The organism is Anaerocolumna xylanovorans DSM 12503 (genome assembly GCF_900143645.1).
GTDB lineage: Bacteria > Bacillota > Clostridia > Lachnospirales > Lachnospiraceae > Anaerocolumna > Anaerocolumna xylanovorans.
The window spans coordinates 303916-323306 of sequence record NZ_FRFD01000006.1 but is presented as its reverse complement, the minus strand read 5'-3'; the positions used below and the strand labels follow the sequence as shown (position 1 = coordinate 323306).

Here is a 19391-nt window from a genome sequence, read left to right as displayed (position 1 = left end):
TTTTTCCTCCTGCTACCTTGATCCCCTTGCGAATAATACAACATAAATGGTCTTAAGAATAATCTTAAGATCCATACGCAAGGACCAGTTATCTATATATTTTAAGTCCATATTTACAACCTCTTCAAAATCCTTTATATCACTTCTTCCGCTCACCTGCCAAAGTCCTGTTAATCCGCAATTTAAGGCAAGTCTTCTTTTATGCCTTCCCTCATATTGAAGGAATTCCTCTTCGGTAGGAGGTCTTGTTCCTACCAGGCTCATATCCCCCTTTAAGACATTAAAGAACTGCGGAAATTCGTCCAAGCTGGTCTTTCTAAGAAAATTCCCCACTTTTGTTATACGGGGATCATGGGTTAATTTAAACATCTGGCCTGATATCTCATTTTGCGCCAGCAGCTGTACCTTTTTCTCTTCCGCCCCCATACACATGGAACGGAATTTATAAATCCGAAAGCGTCTTCCATTCTTTCCCACTCGGGTCTGGGAGAAAAAAACAGGTCCCGGTGACTCTATCACAATAGCCGGTGCAATGAAAATCCCCAAAAGAACTGTCAATATACAGCCTACCAGTCCCCCCAGTATGTCAATAAGTCTTTTGATATGTAAATGGTATTCATTAAAGACCCTGTTATTGAAGGTCAAAACATGATACCCGCTCATATTCTGAATATTTTGTTCGGAAAGCTTAAGTCCGAAAATATGTATGCTTAAACTTACATCCACACCCATGTTCTTGAATTGGTTGATGGCCTCTTCCAGTTGGAAGGTTACCGGATAATCGCTTGGGAGATGGATAAATACACCGTCCAAAGTCTCCTGCCTTGCCACCTCAAACATATTATTTTCATTTGCCTTTACCGGCACTCCAAGGATTCTTTTTCCTACCATATCCCGGTCCAATATTGTAAGATAGGTGGCTACATATTCCCAGGTATTCTCATTATTAATCCGGTTTAATACTTCTTCTGCCTGGTGAAAGGTAGTTACAATCATTATCTTGCTGTTGGACCTGCATTTTTTGTATACCCCTAAAAGCAGCCATTTGAAATATTGGCGTATGGTGTAGGTTATTACTATATTCAGCAAAAAGAACAAAAGAAAGAACAGCCTGGAAAAAGCAGCTCCTTCCTGGGTCAAAAATAAAAAAGCTGTTACAGATAAGGATAATATGGTATTTAATTTGCAGACCTCTGCAAACTCATCAAAATAACCTCTTCGTGAAAATTCCTTATAGGTATCAAAGGCAACAAAGACTGCACTGTATAAGACCACCATAAAAACTAAAACCCAGCCGAATGTATTGTAATACCAATACCTGGTTATCTCACTGTAGCGGATACAGGCAGCCAGTATATAGGATACAATGATGCTTAAGCAGTCTGTTAATAACAGATACCTACCCGGCAAATTCCTCTTTATGAAAGCCATTGTGCTTCACATCCTTTATCATTATTCGGGATTTCCTTGAGAGTATATAGCAGATTATCTGAAGAATTCCCACAATTGAAATTACCAGCATCAAAACACCGGAATTGATATGCTGTTTGTATGTCTTCCCATTTACCAATGTCAGGCTTCCGGTCTTATCAGACAGACTGATTAATTCTCCCGACGGACTAATACCTGCCGAAAGGCCGCATGCAGAAAAAATGTCTTTGGTAAGCCCTATCGCAATTTCCCTTCCGTCGGCAGGCAGTTCTTTTAGAGTTGCTTTCTTTTCAAGCTTCATAAGATTATTAAGCTCCGCTGCCTTTGCTTCCGCTTGCCCCCATGTATCAGTGCCTGCATCCATCCCATTCTGTCCGAAGTACCGGAGCAGAAAGCTTTCATAATCATTTTTTCCAATACCTGCAATGCTGATATTGTCTGTCAGCACCCTTACTATATTGGCTTCCTGCTGGTTTATACTGCCGCTTGGAGTGCCGTTTCTGCTGACGGCTTCGGCTGTTTGGTTCAAGGTCTTGGCATTTGCTTCTCTTAATGGCTCCCCTGCAAAGAGAAGCAGTGCCAGCACACACAGGATAGGTATTATCATATTCTTTAACCTTTTCAATATATTTCCTCCTTTCCTATAATATCAGGTCAATTTATCACTTCACCGGCTGCAGGAATTCTACAGGCTGCGTTCTTCTTATGTTTCGGAAAGTAAATATTTACCAACTTCTACGATTATAAAACACACTTTTTCATTTCACAAGTTGCAATGTGCATTTCCCTCCATCTTTTCATCGCAGTATTTTCCAATAAAACAGCCCATTTCAATACTTTTTACAGCAATTGCTTTTCCTTTACGAATTTCTGTTTTTTCCTACCCTTGCAGGGAGTAAAAAAGCAGCAGACCTGCTACTTTTCCGACTTCTACAGTCTAAAAAGTAACAGGTCTGCTGCTTTTCTTTCTAATTACGCGGTATGGAATTTCCATTAATGGCAATTCCTTATATATTTTAAGATATTCCGCCCGTGTTATTTGGTATTATATAGCATAACAATTTACCTTTCACTTACGCTTTATAGCTTCATGGTAAGCTGAATACGTTTCTTTGAAAGATCAATACTCATTACCTTTACGTCAACGATATCTCCTACACTTACTACCTCCAAGGGATGCTTTACGAACTTTTTATCCGTAAGTTCCGATATATGCACAAGTCCGTCCTGATGGACTCCGATATCTACAAAGGCTCCAAAGTCTATGACATTGCGCACTGTACCTTTTAATATCATACCCTCTGTTAAGTCCTTCATCTCAAGTACATCCGTTCTTAGTATCGGCTTAGGCATCTCTTCTCTCGGGTCCCTGCCAGGCTTTTCAAGCTCCTTCATAATATCTGCCAGGGTAATCTCTCCGATTCCAAGCTCTGCTGCCATGGCTTTTTTATTCTTTACTATTTTCGAAAGGCCTGAAAGCTTCCCTGCCCGGATATCAGAAGAGGAAAGCCCTAATTTTTCTAACAGCTTTAAGGCTGCTTCATAGGATTCCGGATGGACACTGGTGCCATCCAGTGGATTCTCCCCATCCAGGATACGGAGAAAGCCGGCACACTGTTCGAAGGCCTTGGGTCCAAGCTTTGCAACCTTTAAAAGCTTCCTGCGGTCGGTAAAGGGACCGTTTTCTTCCCTGTGGGTTACAATATTTTTGGCTATGACCTTCGTGATGCCAGAGATATATTCAAGGAGGGAAGCGGAAGCCGTGTTTAAATCCACTCCGACCTTATTTACACAGTCCTCTACTACTCCTGTTAAAGCTTCGGAGAGCTTCTTCTGGTTCATATCATGCTGGTACTGGCCTACTCCGATAGCTTTCGGATCTATCTTAACCAGCTCTGCTAAAGGGTCCTGCAGTCTTCTTGCAATGGACGCCGCACTTCTTTGTCCCACATCAAAGTTCGGGAATTCTTCCGTTGCCAGCTTACTTGCAGAGTAAACGGAAGCACCTGCTTCATTTACGATAATATACTGTACCTTGCCATGGTACTCCTTTAGCATGTCCGCGATAATCTGCTCCGACTCTCTGGAGGCAGTTCCGTTCCCCACCGATATCAGGGTGATTCCATACTTTTGAATCATTTTCTTAACGGTAGCCTTTGCCTCTTCCACCTTATTCTGAGGCGCTGTCGGATATACTACCACCGTGTCTAATACCTTTCCGGTAGCATCCACCACCGCAAGCTTACAGCCGGTACGAAAGGCCGGGTCCCAGCCAAGCACTACCTGTCCGACAATGGGAGGCTGCATTAAGAGCTGTTCCAAGTTCTTTCCGAATACCTTGATCGCTCCGTCCTCTGCATGCTCTGTCAGTTCATTTCGAATCTCTCTTTCAATGGCAGGTGCAATCAGACGGCTATAGCTGTCTGCAATTGTATTCTTTAAGATATCTGTAGTATGGGGATTGTTTCTTACAATTACTTTTGTCTCAAGGTAGAGCAGGATTTTCTCTTCCGGAGCCAGAATTTTAACTGTGAGGATTTTCTCGTTCTCACCGCGGTTTAAGGCAAGCACCCGGTGTCCGGCAAGCTTACTTAGCTTCTCTTCAAACCGGTAATACATCTCGTAAACACTTTCCTGCTTCTCATTCTTGGCGGCGGAAATAATGCTTCCCTCTGTGAAGGTAACCTTACGGATATGAATACGGTAATCGGCTTCATCTGAAATATTCTCGGCAATAATATCCATAGCTCCTGCTATGGCTTCCGCTACGGTATTAACCTCCTTTTCAGGGTCCAGAAAGCTTTCCGCTTCTTTCTCAACGGGCTTGTCCGTCATCTGCAAAAGTATGATATTTGCCAGAGGTTCCAGCCCTTTCTCCTTGGCAATGGTCGCCCTGGTTCTTCTCTTAGGACGGTAAGGGCGGTAAAGGTCCTCTACTACTACAAGGGTTTCGGCAGCAAGAATCTGCGCTTTTAACTCCGCGGTCAACTTTCCCTGTTCTTCTATGCTTGCTAATACACTTGCCTTCTTCTCCTCTAAGCCTCGCAGGTATAAAAGGCGTTCATGTAAATTACGAAGTACCTCATCATTTAAAGAGCCCGTAACTTCCTTACGGTATCTGGCAATAAAAGGGATGGTATTTCCCTCATCTATTAACTTTACGGTAGCTTCTGCCTGTTCCGGGCGGATAGAAAGCTCACTTGCAAGCTGCTTTAAAATATCCATTGTTTACTCCTTTTTCCTTACTTTCTCTATTGCATACTTCTTATAATAACATAAAAAGAGCAGTAAAATCAATATCTACCATTTCCCGGCCAGTTTCATTGCCTTTCTTTTTACCCGGAATATAATACCGCCGTATTCCGAATATTTTTTCATGAGCGCTTTAAAATCCATTTGATAATAATCACTCCAGAATGTTTTGCTTTGTTTACAAAGCTTTGACGGTGTTTCTAACCTTGGCTGCAAACATTCGGTAAGCTTTGTCTCCTTATAGACTACTTTCGATTTTTCAAGAAGGTTCCATGCCTTCTCACTTCTGATGATTCCCAGAGAAATCCCTTTATTATCATTATAAAAATTATCATAGATATTTTCAATGTTCCAGTAATCCCCTATGGTGATATCGGCCGGCTTATCTGTTGCTGCATACCGGCATTCCTCGCAGCTGGGTCTAAGCATATAATTTGCAAAGTATAATTCTCTCCACAAATGCATCTGATAACTCTTATTATTCCTATCCTCATAGGTTTCCTCACAACTATGCCAGCCGAATTTTTTATTTCTTAAATTGACGGAAGCCAATTTGCTATTCCATTTTCTTTCTAAGAAACCAAGGTATTTTTGAAACACTAATGGACTGGGTACCCCATGACAGACCAAATCAACGGTAAACAACCCCTCCTTATTGCACCGTTTTACTCCTAAGAACGAAAGTAACCCTGCGATCTGGCAGGAAGTCCCGGAGTACAGTACCTTTCTTTCTGCCTTCAGGTCTGCCTCAACTTCTTGAAAGGTCCTGCCTGTGTTACTTTGTACGTATTTAGAACCCCGCTGCTTTTGAACATCTTCTAATGTTTCCCCACGGGTATGGCAGACATTAAATTCTTCATCATAGGAAGCCCCATACACAACACCTTTTTCTGCAATTATCTGTTCTGCAAGCGCAAAGAATAAGCCGCCGGACTGGCTGTTATTTCTTTCCTTGGACTCACTGTGAACTGCTGCAACCACCTTCAGATAATTATTCTTTTCTTTTATGTATTCATTAAAGGCTGTACATACCTTCCGGCATGCTCCACACTCAACGCACCGGGATGGTTCTATAGCCGGATAAAAAAAACCGTCTTCCTCATGAACCATTGCTATAGCAGCCCTGGAGCAGATATTAATACAGGCATTACACCCTGAACATTTTATATGCTCACATAATTGCATAACCGGACACCTCCTACTTTTTATGTACCATACAGGTTAATCTGTTAATAATACTTATGAAGCACTTCCGGTCAAACAGGAACAGGCTAAGTATAATCACACCTCCGGCTACAAAGCACAATAGAAAGGACTGAATAATCCAGACCAGAACGCCGGTACATTCCCATAAGAGCAATTTTCCGATTAAGATTATTACCCCCATGTCCCCAATAGAAAGCAGCAAGCGTTTTAACGTGTTTCTGACCGGTAAATAGGTAACATTATGCGGTATAAAGAACATCAAATCAATTACACGGTACAGATTAGACAGGCATGAGCCAAGCATAACCCCTGCCAAACCATACCGGTATCCTAAGACAGCACCCACAAGTGCTTCAATGGCTGCCTGGGCGGCCGTTTGATACCGTGTTTCTTTATACAAACCCGCCGATATTACCAGCATACCCTGCGGAGTTTTCATATTGTATAAATAGCCGTTGAGTACAAATATAACACCCAAAATTGCCTGATTATAATTTGCATCAACAACATCGGCAGTATATAAACGGATAAAGGGCATAATTTGCAGCATTGCAATTGCATACACAAATGTAATCAGCGAATAATATGCCATTTCAAAATCACTATATGCTCTTTTTAAAATATCTCTTTCTTTTTTGACAATGATATCTCCAAAAGAAGCTCCCAGTCCGCTGGAGAAAATGTCCAGCACAGCCATTACGCCGGAAAGAACCATATTAAAAATTGTATAAATGCTGACATCTTTTAACGTTGCAAAAATAGTAATCAATGCAACCGGTGCCCCGCGGTGAAAGGTTCCCAGAATTTGAAGAAAGAGTGCATCCCATCTTTTACTTAATGCCATATTATCAGGGCTGACACTATAATCAATGTAGGAATATTTACGCCTGCAATAAACCGCCAGTATAAGAGACCTTAAAAAAATAGCACTGACTGCTATGAGGCGGACTAATACAATGTTCACTCCAAATATTGCTAAAAAAACTACGATTCCGGTATTTATCAGGCAATAAATGGAGGAAGATAAAGAAATAATATATTGGCGCTGATCTGCCGTAAGGATGGCCCTATACTTCCCAAGGGTAAAAAATTCCAGGGCACCGTTAACTCCAACTATCAGCACCAATGCTGCCACACCAAAAGGAGATAGAACAGGAGTTCTTAACAATACCGGATATATAATTGCCAACCCGATTACCAGTACTATAAAAATCCAACCGGAAATGTTATAAAAATTTCTTGTTGCAACAACAACACGGCTTATCTGAAAATAGTCTTTATCCGCAAGGGGCTTATAAAGAGCATAAACTGCAGCACCGGACAACCCAGCTTCCACCAATGTAAAATAGTTTACGAATTGGGTAACTGAGGACACCAAACCATTTATCTCTGAACCGTAGCAGCTTAACATTACTTTCGGCAATATAAAGCCTGTTATCACCATTAACACCTGAAATAATGCCGCTGACCATGCATTATTCAAAAATCTTTGCGACCGTGACATTTTACTCTCCATGTATACCGCAAGTCTGCTTGCGATACTGCTCCTGTATCAATAGCTTGCTGCAGCTAAAGCAACTGCTTTGACCTTTTTCATTTTGTGATTGATAGAAATTGCCAGGGTACAGCCGATTATATAAATATACCAGGTAAAATCGTAAATACAGTTTCCCGTAAAATTATACAAAAGCACAAAGGTCTGTAATACATAAGAAACCACAAGGGCATTATAAGATGCATCATTTAACGCACCGCTTTTTAAACACTGTATTGTTTTGATATAGCAGGAAAGCATTGCATACAAAAAAATCACAAAGCCCACTAATCCAATCTCACATAGCAGCTGCAAATAAACATTATGCACACTGGTTGCAAAGTCAGGATTGATTCCCAGAGGTCCGGCCATAATATGAACATACCTTCCCCATCCAATTCCTATTATCGGATGTTCTTTAAACAACCCCCAGGCTAAATTCCACATATCAAAGCGTCCCGTACTAATATCGTCGCTTTCAGAAAACCTGTTAAAGGTTTCATACAGGACAGGAAATACCCTCATCAATATCAAAAATAGGCCACCTAAAATGACAGCCGTACCAAGCATTTTAATTACCTTATTTATCTTTTGTCCGCTTACACCCAAGTAATAACAAATAGCCAAAGTAAGTATGGAAAATATCAAATGCGCCCGTTTCGTTGTAAGCAATACCGCAACTATGGAAACTGCCATAATCACCAGCAGCTGCTTTTTTTGTTTTCTTTTGACATTACCCATAAAAAATAATCCGCCGCATATTAAAAATGGAATGGAGCAAAAAACTCCATTGGTGGAATAGTGTGAGCTTAAACCAGCCCGATATCCCTCTGTTCCGTCTAATGTCCCGATAACATGGGAACCCCAGATTTTTACCATGGTCAGGGAATATGCCTTCGGCACTATAAAAAAGAAAAAAGTTGCCGTTACATGCACCAGGGAAACAATCGTTACATTCTTTATAATTGATTTATACCAGTTTTCACTTTGTATTAAGGCAAACATACAGATAAATGACAATAAATATGTCTTAGAGGCATAGAGAGATTCATTACTTACCAGCAGCGTGCTGGCTGTCACACATAGCCACAATAACATCCACTGGAAGGTATCCTTCCTGTTATAATTTTTATTAATTATGAACATTACAAGGGAAACCGCACATGCCATGAATAAGAATATTAAATCAAAGGGCGATGGCAAAATGCCTTTCAATAATGGCGAAAACCCGAAATTTAATGCCAAACACCATGCCGAAAGCCTGGTTAATGAGATTTTTGTATTATTCGTCCTAATTGTTCCGGAATTACTATACATCATAACACCTGATTACTTTCCTGCTGTTTTTCTTTACTTAGATTCTCTATCTGATTAAAATATACATCCGTCATATTTCTTAAGTGATATAAATACTGCTGGGGCCTGTCATATTGAATCCCTGTCCTTAAAGCTCTTAGAACCTCTTCGCCCGTTTTTACCAATCTCTCTTCTAAATTCAGCTTCATAAGCAGTTCTTCCATGCGGGAAGACTTTCCTTCTATCGACAACGTTACAAAGTTCTTCTTATAGATTATTGAAAAAGCAGTACAGTGAAAGGAATCCGTAATAATAAATTCCGCATTCGCAATGTAATCCAGATACCCGCCCGGTCCAACCCCCACCGGTCTGATGGTTGGGACATTCCATTTCATATTTGATACTGTCGGATGGAAAATTAAAGGCTCTGCCTTTTTTTCTTCTTTTACTTCTGCTAATACTTCATTTACTGTTTTCTGCGAATTTTTAGAAAACAGCATTAACAGTATATACGGCGTTTTTATCTCACTTTGGCTTCGGATAAGATTATACTGGCATGCGTTATGCAATAAAGTCGGATCAACATTTAAAATTACAGGCTTATTACTAAGTGCCTGAATCTTTTCCGCCTTTTCATATTCTCTTAAAGAAATAAAGTCCAGACGTTTAAGCAGCTTTCTTAAACTATCCGCATGCTTTTCTTCATCCAGCTGGCAGGCGGATACCGCATAGGTTACCCGGATACTATTATCCATTCCAAAGTCCAGGAAATAAGCCGGGTCCAGTTTTCCTTCCGTTAGCATCGGATTCCACAGCTGATCACTGCCTGAAATATAGATATCACAGATTGGTACCCTTTTACGCAATTCCTCAAGACTGCTATACCGCCTCGTCTGATTAAGGTATGACCTTTCAAAGTTTTGAAAGGCCATCTTTTTCTTATAGCGCTGTTTTATATATACAATATCCCTAAAATATAGAAGAATTTCTTTTGCTGTTTTCAATATCCTGCCCTTTGTTCCGGAAGCTTTCACCTCTACGCTTTTTATTACCTTTACAGGGCTTGGGATAAGCTGATACCGAATTGTGTGGTACTTCGGACGGTAATTAATAATTACTACCTCATTCCCCCTGCTTTTTAAATATTCCTGCAATGCATAGCATTGAAGTACCGCGCCATAGTTTTCCGCAAAATGAAATGTTATGATACCAATTTTCATATCTATCCCTTCCTCCCTAAGGATTTTAGTCCCTGCTCTTTAAACTGCTTCCAAACAGAAACCGTTTGACTATCAACGCCTTTTTATAAGCACCTATTCCAAAGCGCTTTTTTATGTACCCACTGATTTTTCTTTTGATGGACGGCTTACACCAGGAAGCAGCATAATGATGTACGGATACTGTATTCTCTGTCACAGCCGGTTCATGAATATTTAAGTCATACCCGCAAAAGTATTCTGCCGGATAGATACATAGATCCCCAATCTTTTGATACTCACCGTTTATCACATATCCCTTTTTTTGCATAATTGTTGTGGTGATTTCATTCACCGTTTTTAAGTTCAGCTGTCCATTACAGGCAAAATGGGAGTTTTCATAAACCTCCAGGATTTCTTTGATATACGGGTGTTCTTTCACAGATGCGAACACAAGTCCCGGTGCTATATACTGCGCGCCTCCCTCTACCCCTGTAAAAGCATTTAAGTTTAAAAACTCTTTTGGCAGTTTACGAATCACTTCTACATCCGTATCAAAATAGATACCCCCATAGCGGTATAACATGTCAAACCGCGCATAGTCTGACACAAAGGCCCACTTTTTCTGTTCATAGGCTTCTTCCATATAGGTACATTTATGAATATCATAATTGCTTTCATTCCATTCAATTATTTCCCAATCCGGGAAATAACGCCTCCAGCTGGCAATGCATTTTAAGACAATCCCGGGTTTCTCATTCCCACCAAACCAAAAATAATGAATTATATGTGGTATACCTTCCATAGACCGTCTCCTCTGCTATTTTTCTAAAAAAGATTGTTCCAGCACATCGGCAATTCTTATACTTGCAAATCCATCTCCATATGGATTCGATGCCTGGCTCATTTTTTCATATTCTTCCTGATTTTCTAAAAGCAATTTAAAATTCTCATAAATTACTGTTTCATCCGTTCCAACTAATTTAAGGGTCCCTGCTGCTATCCCTTCAGGGCGCTCGGTTGTATCCCGCATAACCAGAACCGGCTTTCCAAGGCTTGGCGCCTCTTCCTGAATCCCTCCCGAATCTGTTAAAATCAAATAACTTTTGTTTAAAAAATTATGAAAATCCAAAACATCCAGGGGTTCAATAATGCGAATTCTCTCATCCCTCCCTAAAATAGCATCTGCAACCTCCCTGACTGCCGGATTCATATGAATAGGGTATATTGCCTTTACATCCCTATGTTCATCCATTACCCTGCGAATAGCCCGAAACATATGCCTCATAGGCTCGCCCAGATTCTCTCTTCTATGTGCTGTAATCATAATTAAACGGCTGTCTTTTGACCATTCAAGTTCCGGGTGGGTATAATCTGCACTCACTGTAGTCTTTAGCGCATCAATTGCCGTATTGCCCGTGACATAGATTGTTTCCGCCTTTTTCCCTTCTTTTAGCAAATTGTCCTTTGCCAGTTCTGTAGGTGCAAAATTATATTTGCTTATAATGGATACCGCCTGTCTGTTGAATTCCTCCGGATAGGGTGAATAAATATTATAGGTTCTTAAGCCCGCCTCAACATGGCCCACCGGAATATGCAGATAAAAACATGCAAGGGCTGTAACAAAGGTAGTAGAAGTATCACCATGGACCAGAACAATATCCGGGTTTTGACGTTCCAGTATTCCTTTGATTTTACGAAGTATACCCGATGTAATATCAAACATAGTCTGACGTTCTTTCATAATGGATAAATCATAATCCGGTTCGATATTAAAAGCTTCCAATACCTGGTCTAACATTTGCCGGTGCTGGCCGGTAACACATACAATCGTTATAATGTCCTTCCTTGTTTTTAATTCATTCACTAATGGGCACATTTTTATAGCTTCCGGTCTGGTGCCAAATACCAACATTACTTTTTTCATAATCTCTCGTTCTTCCTCTATCGTCTTTTCTTAATGACATGTGCAGGCACACCGCCCACTATACAATAATCATCAACATCATGGGTAACAACACTTCCGGCGGCAATGATACATCCATTCCCGATTTTGACCCCGGATAAGAGAATACTTCCGTAACCAATCCATACATCATTTTCAATAATTATCTTTTCATAACAGCTTCCCTGTAGATTCATGGGTATATCGATCCTGCTGTAATTATGGTTTGCAGCAATAAAGGAGCAGTTTGGTGCCACCATTACATCATTGCCAATTACCACTTCACCCTGAAAATAGGAATAATCACCGATGCTGCTCCTATCACCTAAGGATATTTTCGATGACATTGTAACCTTTCTTCCAATGTCTGCATTTTTTCCGCAATTTTCAAAAATAAGTTTACCGCAAAGAGCCCTTAGCCACTTTGATATCCTCCATTTCATTCCCAACTGGTAATGAGGTAACCAGCCTGCGAAGAAATTATAAAATAAATATCCAATTATTTTTCGAATAATAGCTCTTTCCCTCCCATCAGTTCATTATAAATAGTCAGGATTTTGTTTCTATGTATATCCAGGGAAAATTCCTTTGCTATTCTTAGAAATGCCGATTGACTGTAGAAAGAGCGCTTTGAATCATCCGAAACCATTGAAATAACCGCATCTGCGATTTGTCCGGTAACACCCGGTTCAATTAATATCCCATTTTCATGGTTGGTTATTGCTTCCGGAATGGCAGCTACATTGGTTGAAATATTGGGAATTCCATAAGACATTGTTTCTAATATTGTCATTGGCAGGCCTTCATTATAAGAAGGCAGGATATTAACCGCTATGGTGTTAAATACTCCCTGCTTGTCCTGATTGTTTAACCAGCCTTTATATTCGACCACATCCGTAAGATTATTTTCTTCAATCTTTTTCTCTATCTTATTTTCACTGTCAGGGCCGTACAAATAGAGTTTTCCCTTAAAGCACTTTGATTCTTTGACTATTTTCATTGCAGAAAGCAAATCATCAATGCCTTTTCTCTGATTCAGGGCTCCTAAGAAGAGCAGATCCTTATTGTCCATACTATAGGGATTTCTCTCTAATTCCTTCACAGCATTATAGACTACACATATCTTTTCTTTCCTTATTAGCTGCCCTATAAAATCCAGCCAATACTCACCAAGGATAATAACCTTATCCGATTGGTCCAGTATTTTTTTAATTAACTTTTGCTTCCTTTCACTACACTCCTTATACCAGACTTCAAATGTAGCACCATGGAGATGGCATACGATTTTACAGCCAAAAACCCTCCCCATCCTTATGACTATCCCCTTTCGGAATACACTTCCCTTTTCCGCCATATGTACGTGAATAATATCAATTTTTTTTGTAAGCAGTACAAATAAAATCCTGATATATGCTTTCAAGGTCATCCAAAGGCGATGGGGAATCGAGCCTAAACCGGCAGTTGCTATATAAATTAAATTTGTTCTTTGGATAAATTCCTCATCTTCCAGGTAGTTTTCCACTACCGTCCACATACCGCCTTTTGTTTCTTCACTTACTCCAACCATTAATACATTCATCGCTTCAATTTCCTCTTCTCCTTCATTAACAGCATCAGAAATTTCCAGTTACCTACAAAATATCTTTTAAATAACCGCCTTGGCTCTTGCATCACTCTGAAAAGCCACTCTAAATTCATTCTTTGCATCCATTCCGGTGCCCGTGGAATTGCCCCGGAGATGACATCAAAGCTGCCGCCTACTCCCATAAATACACAATTCAAACCTTGTCCCTGCAAATAATCAACAAGATATTCTTTTAACGGTGAAGTAATTCCCACAAACACAAAATCCGGCTGTTTCGCTTCTATCTCTTCTTTTATTTCAAACCACCGGTCTTCTTTAAAATAACCGTTATGAAAGCCAACTATATTTAATCCTTTATATTTTTCTTTCAGAATCTCCGCCACTCTTTTTACAATTTCCTCTTTGGCACCTAAAAGATAGATTTTATATCCTCTTTTGGCACACAAGTCAATTAAATCCTGCATTAAATCAATGCCTGCAACCCGCTCTGGCAAGGCTTTTCCAAGAAATCTGCCGGCTAATATGACTGATATTCCATCCGCATTAATTACGCCGCAGCCGTTTACGATTTCCTTTAGCCGTTTATTTTCATTCAGCATATTGATTTTATCTGCATTTACTCCCATCAAATGAAGCGGTTCTTTCTTTATGACATATTGTTCAACTACATCCACCGTTTCCCTTGCTGTTAAGGCATCTATATTGGTATCCAAAATCACAATGCGCTTATTTTTCCTATCCATACCAGCTCCCCTTTTGCTTGTCCGGCAGTACTTCCTTATCCCTGTTTTCGGGTTATTACCGATATCTGTATTTACATATTTTGCCATATATTTATGCAGTAAAGTCATTATACTTTTATTTCCATAAATTGTCAATCTCTATGTATTTCATAACTCCCATGTTTTTTTCGTCAAGAAATCCTGATTTTTTTGCTTCTTCTGCACATCCCATTCTTCATAATTTGGAGTTGAACCTGGAGCAGACTGGCAGGGTATGAGTCAAAATACAGCCTCCAGAAAGCGTCAGCCGGTAAAAGAATTTTCCCTGCAATAAGAAAGAGTCTGGCCTGCCGGACTCTAGCGCTGATGCGCTGTCACGCAGTGACAACTTCTTTGGCGCATCATGTGCATCCCGCCCATAGGGCTTTTTGTCTTATAGGACGTAATTTCCTATAAGACAAAAAAGCGCCCGGCTACATTAAGTAGTCAGACGCTTTTTGAATCAATATTCTGTTCCTTCTAGTGAGCACCAGAGGCATTTGAAGCTTCTCCTGTGATTTTAGCTGCCAGGGGCAGTATACATCCACCAATAAGGTTGCCAATGGCTATCACATTAATATACACAAAAGCTTTACCTCCCCAGGCATTTGCAAATGAAAAATAGAACATATCTGCAATACTATGTTCGTAGCCGGAAAGAATAAATACCATTACAGGCAGTATCAATGCCAGATACCTGCCAATTCCGTCTTTGATGTTCATAAAACCAAGTACTGCTATGCACATTAGCAGCCCGCACATAACTGCCATAATAAATGTACTGAATAAATTATCCGCCAGCTTAAGACCAACCACCTCCGCTGCATGCTCTATGTACTGGGACTCTTTCGTAGCCCGCAAGAGATATCCGCTTGCCGCGGTTCCCACAGCATTTCCAAGATATACAAGAAATACGGTACCTAAAAATTTAAGAGGTTTGTTTGGGATTAAACATACCTTGCCGGTATACAAATCCAAACCAAATGTATAGATGGTAAATAATCCGATGGAGAATAAGAATGCTCCTACTACGTGATTTTCTGCTCTAATATATATCATTCCGCCAATACTAATGGCAACTCCGCCCATGACTGACCGTATAAAAGTTTTCATATCTATAGCCATGCCCCTTCCAGTCTTTTTATCTTTATAGTATTCTTTATTTCAGGCAAAGAACATTAACATTATAGCATATCTTCTTAAAAAGATAACGCTCTATTATTAATAAATATTTCTTAATAAGGTGCAGAAGGCTCACAGAAAACTTCTGCACCTCTTGTAATTTATTCAATTCAAAGATAAATTCCTTATATTTTAAAAAATGCCGGAATATAGTCTCTTATCGTAATGGTCTTTCGATTAAATGCCCGTGTATTGCCCTTATTGCCTTTAAGGTATCTTCTTCATTTACCAGCACTGTAATGCGAAGTTCTGAAGCATAAATCATCTCAATGGTGATATCTGCTTCATAAAGCGCTTCAAACATGCTTACTGCAATTGCCGGATTTGACATCATTCCTGCGCCTACAGCAGATACCTTGGCTATCTTATCTTCTATTTTAATTTCCACGTCCGAAGAGCCTTCCTTGCTGTACAGGTTTAGAACTTCTGCGGTTTCCTTTAGCCGGTCTCTTGGAACCGTAAAACTGATGTCCGTCGTATTATCACTATTTGGAGACATGAGCACTGAATCTGCTCCGATGTGCTGTTCTGACAGCTTTACGAATATTTTATACATTTCCTTCGTCGTTTCTTTAATGCCCTTTAATTGAATACGGGCGGCATTCTTATCCGCTGTAACTCCGCTTACAAGCATCTCCTCCATGGTGGTTCCCTCAAGGCTTTGGGCTGCTTTAAGGATGCCGTCTTCCAATATATGCGTAGTTTCTTTTTTTCTGGTTCTGTCGCAGACTCTTGTACCTTCCGCATTTTGAAAGCTGGATTTTACAATCAGTTCTACTCCAAATCGTTTGGCCAGTTCAACAGACCGGTTATGAAGAACTCCGGCACCTAAGGAGGCCAGTTCCAGCATCTCGTCATAGGTGATTTCCTTTAACTTTACTGCTTCCGGAACCAATCTGGGGTCTGCGGTATATACGCCGTCCACATCTGTAAATATCTCACAGACATCCGCCTTTAGCACTGCTGCCAGTGCTACTGCCGTTGTATCAGAGCCGCCGCGGCCCAAGGTGGTATAATCTCCTTCTTCACTTATTCCCTGGAAACCCGCTACGATTACTACCTTTCTCTGTGCCAGGGCTTCCTCCATCCTGGCCGTATCAATTCTTTGAATTCTTGCATTTCCATAGGCTCTGGTGGTATAGATACCTGCCTGAAAAGCATGAAAAGAAATGGCCGGGACTCCCCTCGATTCAAGAGCCATGGCCATTAATGCTACGGATATCTGCTCTCCTGTGGTGAGCAGCATATCGATTTCTCTTTTTGGTGCATTTGGATTTATCTCTTCAGCCTGTGTTAAAAGGACGTCGGTCTGCTTTCCCATTGCGGAGAGTACCACCACTACGTCATCGCCTTTGCTATATTCTTCGGCACATATCCCGGCAACATGCAGTATCCTCTCCTTGTCAGCTACTGATGTCCCTCCGAACTTTTTAACAATAAGCATATAATGCCTCCTTTTATATTCACAAAAGGCCGTTCATGCTCCTGCGGAAAAAATATTATTTCATTTCAAACAGCTTTTGAATCATCTCATACCCGTTTTCCACCAGGCTGCCGCTCATAAGTGCAGCTTCTTCTGTGTATTCCCAGGAGTTATCAAGCTTTTTGGTACTGTCATAGAGCATATAAGGAACAGGGTTTCCAGTATGGGTACGTAAATGAATCGGCGTCGGATGGTCAGGCATTATTAACATCCTGTATTCCACTCCTTCTTTTTCCAATTGCTCCTTTACTATCCCTATTATCCTTTTATCTAAATACTCTATTGCTTTTATTTTATTCACAGTACTGCCTTGATGACCCATTTCATCGGGAGCTTCTACATGAATATATACAAAATCCTGATTATTTTCTGTCAACTCTTTAACGGCTGCCATGGCCTTTCCCTCATAATTGGTGTGAAGAGTTCCGTCCGCCCCTTCTACCTCAACTACTTTCATTCCGGCTCCCACAGCAATTCCCTTTAACAAATCCACAGCTGATATCATAGAACCTTTTTTCCCGAATTTACCTTCAAAGCCTGCCAGATCCGGTTTAGTACCAGCTCCCCAGAACCAGATAGAATTAGCCTTATGTAGCCCTTTCTCCACCCTTTCTATATTAAGAGGGTGATTATTCAGGACTTCATAGCTCTTTACCATCATCTCTTTTAACGCTTTTTCTTCCGGCAGATATTCTTTGATTACCTTACCTAAAATATCATGAGGAGGCGTTAATTCCACAACTTCGCCCTTATCCCATATGGTTAAATGGCGGTAGCTGGTGCCCACATAATATTTATAGCTTTCCGTTTCCAGTGCTTCCTTAACAGCTGCCAGCAGTACCGCTGCATCCTCAGTGGTTATTTCGCTGGAGCTGTGATCTATTATTGTTCTTTCTTCGTAGGGCACATCTTCCTCTGACAGTGTAACAATATTACAACGCAGAGCAATATCCTCCGGCTTCATATCAACACCAATGCTTAATGCCTCCAAAGGGGAACGTCCTGTATAATTCTCCTTGGGATCATATCCTAAAACTGACAGATTGGCAGTATCGCTGCCTGGCTTCATACCATTTGGTACAGTCTTTGCCAGACCGATTTCTGACATCCTGGCCAGTTCGTTCATATAAGGGGTATGTGCATAAGCAAGCGGTGTCTTACCGCCTAATTCTTCTAAGGGTTCATCTGCCATTCCATCTCCAAGTACAATAACGTATTTCATAAAGCCTTCTTTCCCGGAATTCTTCTTTTTTCCGTATATGAAAAAATGTGAAATGTTTAAAACATGACTCTGATACGGTTTAAGGTCTTTCCTATCTTATCTGCCTTTTCATCATATTCTGCTTCACTTAAAGCTTCTGTTAAAAAGGCATAATCCTTCTCCCTTGCATTTACCTTAATCTCTTCTATTTTACCAAAGACCTGATTAATTAACTCCCGTGTGTTATCATCGCAGTCAGATATTCTGACAAAGAAACGGTGCGGGGCTGTCTTTGCATCCGCCAGTTCCAGTTTCTTACTGCTCCAGAAAGTCATAATATTGGTACCCACATGCTTTGCTGCGTCTACCACATCGGCTACCACTGCGCTGGCAGTTGGAAGCTTTCCGGCACCGCTTCCGTAAAACATAACATCACCAATGACATTTCCTCTGACGAATATCCCGTTAAATACCCCATTTACACTGAATAAGGGATGGGTAGGCTTAATCAGCATAGGAGCAACCATGGCATAAACCCGGTTCCCCACTTTTCTGCTGGTGGCAAGGAGCTTAATGCTTGCTCCCATCGCTTTGGCATATAAAACATCGATATCCGATATTTGTGAAATACCCTCCGTATAAATATCTTCAAAGTCCACCTGCATGCCAAAGGCCAGGGAAGAAAGAATTGCAATCTTTCTGCATGCATCATATCCTTCAACATCAGCCTCCGGGTTGCGCTCCGCATACCCTAAAGCCTGCGCTTCCTTTAAGGCTGAATCAAAACCTTCGTTGTCTGCGCTCATCTTTGTTAGAATATAATTGGTTGTGCCGTTTAATATGCCTGTTATTTCTTCTATCTCATCTGCTGTTAAGGACTGGTTTAGGGGGCGGATAATCGGTATTCCGCCTCCTACGCTTGCTTCAAAGAGAAAATTCACCTTCTGGGCCTTAGATAACTCCAATAGTTCCGCACCATGCTTTGCTACCAGCTCTTTATTGGAGGTACAAACACTTTTTCCCTTTAAAATAGCTTCTTTCACAAAGGTATAGGCCGGTTCAACTCCACCCATTACCTCTACTATAATCTTAATTTCCGGGTCATTTACAATAACATTGTAATCATGAACAATCAGCTTTTCAACCGGCTCACCCTTGAAATCCCTCAGGTCTAATATATACTTCACATTAATATCATGCCCGCAGCGCTTACTGATGCTCTCACCATTCAGATTCAATACCTCAATCACTCCGGACCCTACTGTTCCATAACCTAAAACCGCTATATTTACCATGTAAACTCCTTTCTATCAGTTATT

16 protein-coding genes are annotated in these 19391 nt (G+C 40.7%); all 16 read right to left on the bottom strand.

Annotated features, from left to right (window positions below; genetic code table 11):
• Positions 1–12: 12 nt before the first annotated feature.
• Positions 13–1431, bottom strand: coding sequence for a sugar transferase (locus BUF11_RS11885; protein ID WP_073589058.1), 1419 nt, complete (start codon positions 1429–1431; stop codon positions 13–15).
• Complete coding sequence (locus BUF11_RS11880) at positions 1400–2056, bottom strand: hypothetical protein (protein ID WP_073589057.1); 657 nt, start codon at positions 2054–2056, stop codon at positions 1400–1402. The genes BUF11_RS11885 and BUF11_RS11880 overlap by 32 nt, the downstream gene beginning before the upstream one ends.
• Before the next feature lie 455 nt (positions 2057–2511).
• Entirely contained in the window at positions 2512–4656 is a 2145-nt protein-coding gene (locus tag BUF11_RS11875) for a Tex family protein (RefSeq protein WP_073589056.1), read from the bottom strand.
• Positions 4657–4731: 75 nt separating this feature from the next.
• Complete coding sequence (locus BUF11_RS11870) at positions 4732–5868, bottom strand: Coenzyme F420 hydrogenase/dehydrogenase, beta subunit C-terminal domain (protein WP_073589055.1); 1137 nt, start codon at positions 5866–5868, stop codon at positions 4732–4734.
• A 13-nt stretch (positions 5869–5881) separates the two neighbouring features.
• A complete protein-coding gene (locus BUF11_RS11865; protein ID WP_073589054.1) occupies positions 5882–7393 on the bottom strand; it encodes a lipopolysaccharide biosynthesis protein in 1512 nt (503 codons plus the stop codon).
• Positions 7394–7441: 48 nt separating this feature from the next.
• Positions 7442–8521, bottom strand: coding sequence for an O-antigen ligase family protein (locus BUF11_RS11860; protein WP_175562049.1), 1080 nt, complete (start codon positions 8519–8521; stop codon positions 7442–7444).
• 218 nt (positions 8522–8739) lie between these two features.
• Positions 8740–9939: a polysaccharide pyruvyl transferase family protein gene (locus tag BUF11_RS11855; RefSeq protein WP_073589052.1), complete on the bottom strand. Its 1200-nt coding sequence runs from the start codon at positions 9937–9939 to the stop codon at positions 8740–8742.
• Positions 9940–9964: 25 nt separating this feature from the next.
• Positions 9965–10720 carry a glycosyltransferase family 32 protein gene (locus tag BUF11_RS11850; protein ID WP_073589051.1) on the bottom strand — a complete coding sequence of 252 codons (756 nt, stop codon included), beginning with the start codon at positions 10718–10720 and terminating at the stop codon, positions 9965–9967.
• Between the two features lie 15 nt (positions 10721–10735).
• On the bottom strand, positions 10736–11842 hold the full coding sequence (gene wecB / locus BUF11_RS11845; protein WP_073589050.1) for a non-hydrolyzing UDP-N-acetylglucosamine 2-epimerase: 1107 nt from the start codon (positions 11840–11842) through the stop codon (positions 10736–10738).
• Between the two features lie 17 nt (positions 11843–11859).
• Positions 11860–12207, bottom strand: coding sequence for an acyltransferase (locus BUF11_RS24935; protein WP_175562048.1), 348 nt, complete (start codon positions 12205–12207; stop codon positions 11860–11862).
• Positions 12208–12359: 152 nt separating this feature from the next.
• Positions 12360–13439, bottom strand: a complete 1080-nt coding sequence (locus BUF11_RS11835) for a glycosyltransferase family 4 protein (RefSeq protein ID WP_073589048.1) — start codon at positions 13437–13439, stop codon at positions 12360–12362.
• Positions 13436–14188, bottom strand: a complete 753-nt coding sequence (locus tag BUF11_RS11830; protein ID WP_073589108.1) for a WecB/TagA/CpsF family glycosyltransferase — start codon at positions 14186–14188, stop codon at positions 13436–13438. The genes BUF11_RS11835 and BUF11_RS11830 overlap by 4 nt, the downstream gene beginning before the upstream one ends.
• A gap of 498 nt (positions 14189–14686) precedes the next feature.
• A complete protein-coding gene (locus BUF11_RS11825; protein WP_073589047.1) occupies positions 14687–15331 on the bottom strand; it encodes a formate/nitrite transporter family protein in 645 nt (214 codons plus the stop codon).
• Between the two features lie 214 nt (positions 15332–15545).
• Positions 15546–16832 (bottom strand): aspartate kinase, encoded by a 1287-nt coding sequence (locus BUF11_RS11820; protein WP_073589046.1) that lies wholly within the window; start codon positions 16830–16832, stop codon positions 15546–15548.
• Between the two features lie 55 nt (positions 16833–16887).
• Positions 16888–18093, bottom strand: coding sequence for a cofactor-independent phosphoglycerate mutase (locus BUF11_RS11815; protein WP_073589045.1), 1206 nt, complete (start codon positions 18091–18093; stop codon positions 16888–16890).
• Between the two features lie 56 nt (positions 18094–18149).
• Positions 18150–19367 (bottom strand): homoserine dehydrogenase, encoded by a 1218-nt coding sequence (locus BUF11_RS11810; RefSeq protein WP_073589044.1) that lies wholly within the window; start codon positions 19365–19367, stop codon positions 18150–18152.
• Positions 19368–19391: the final 24 nt, after the last annotated feature.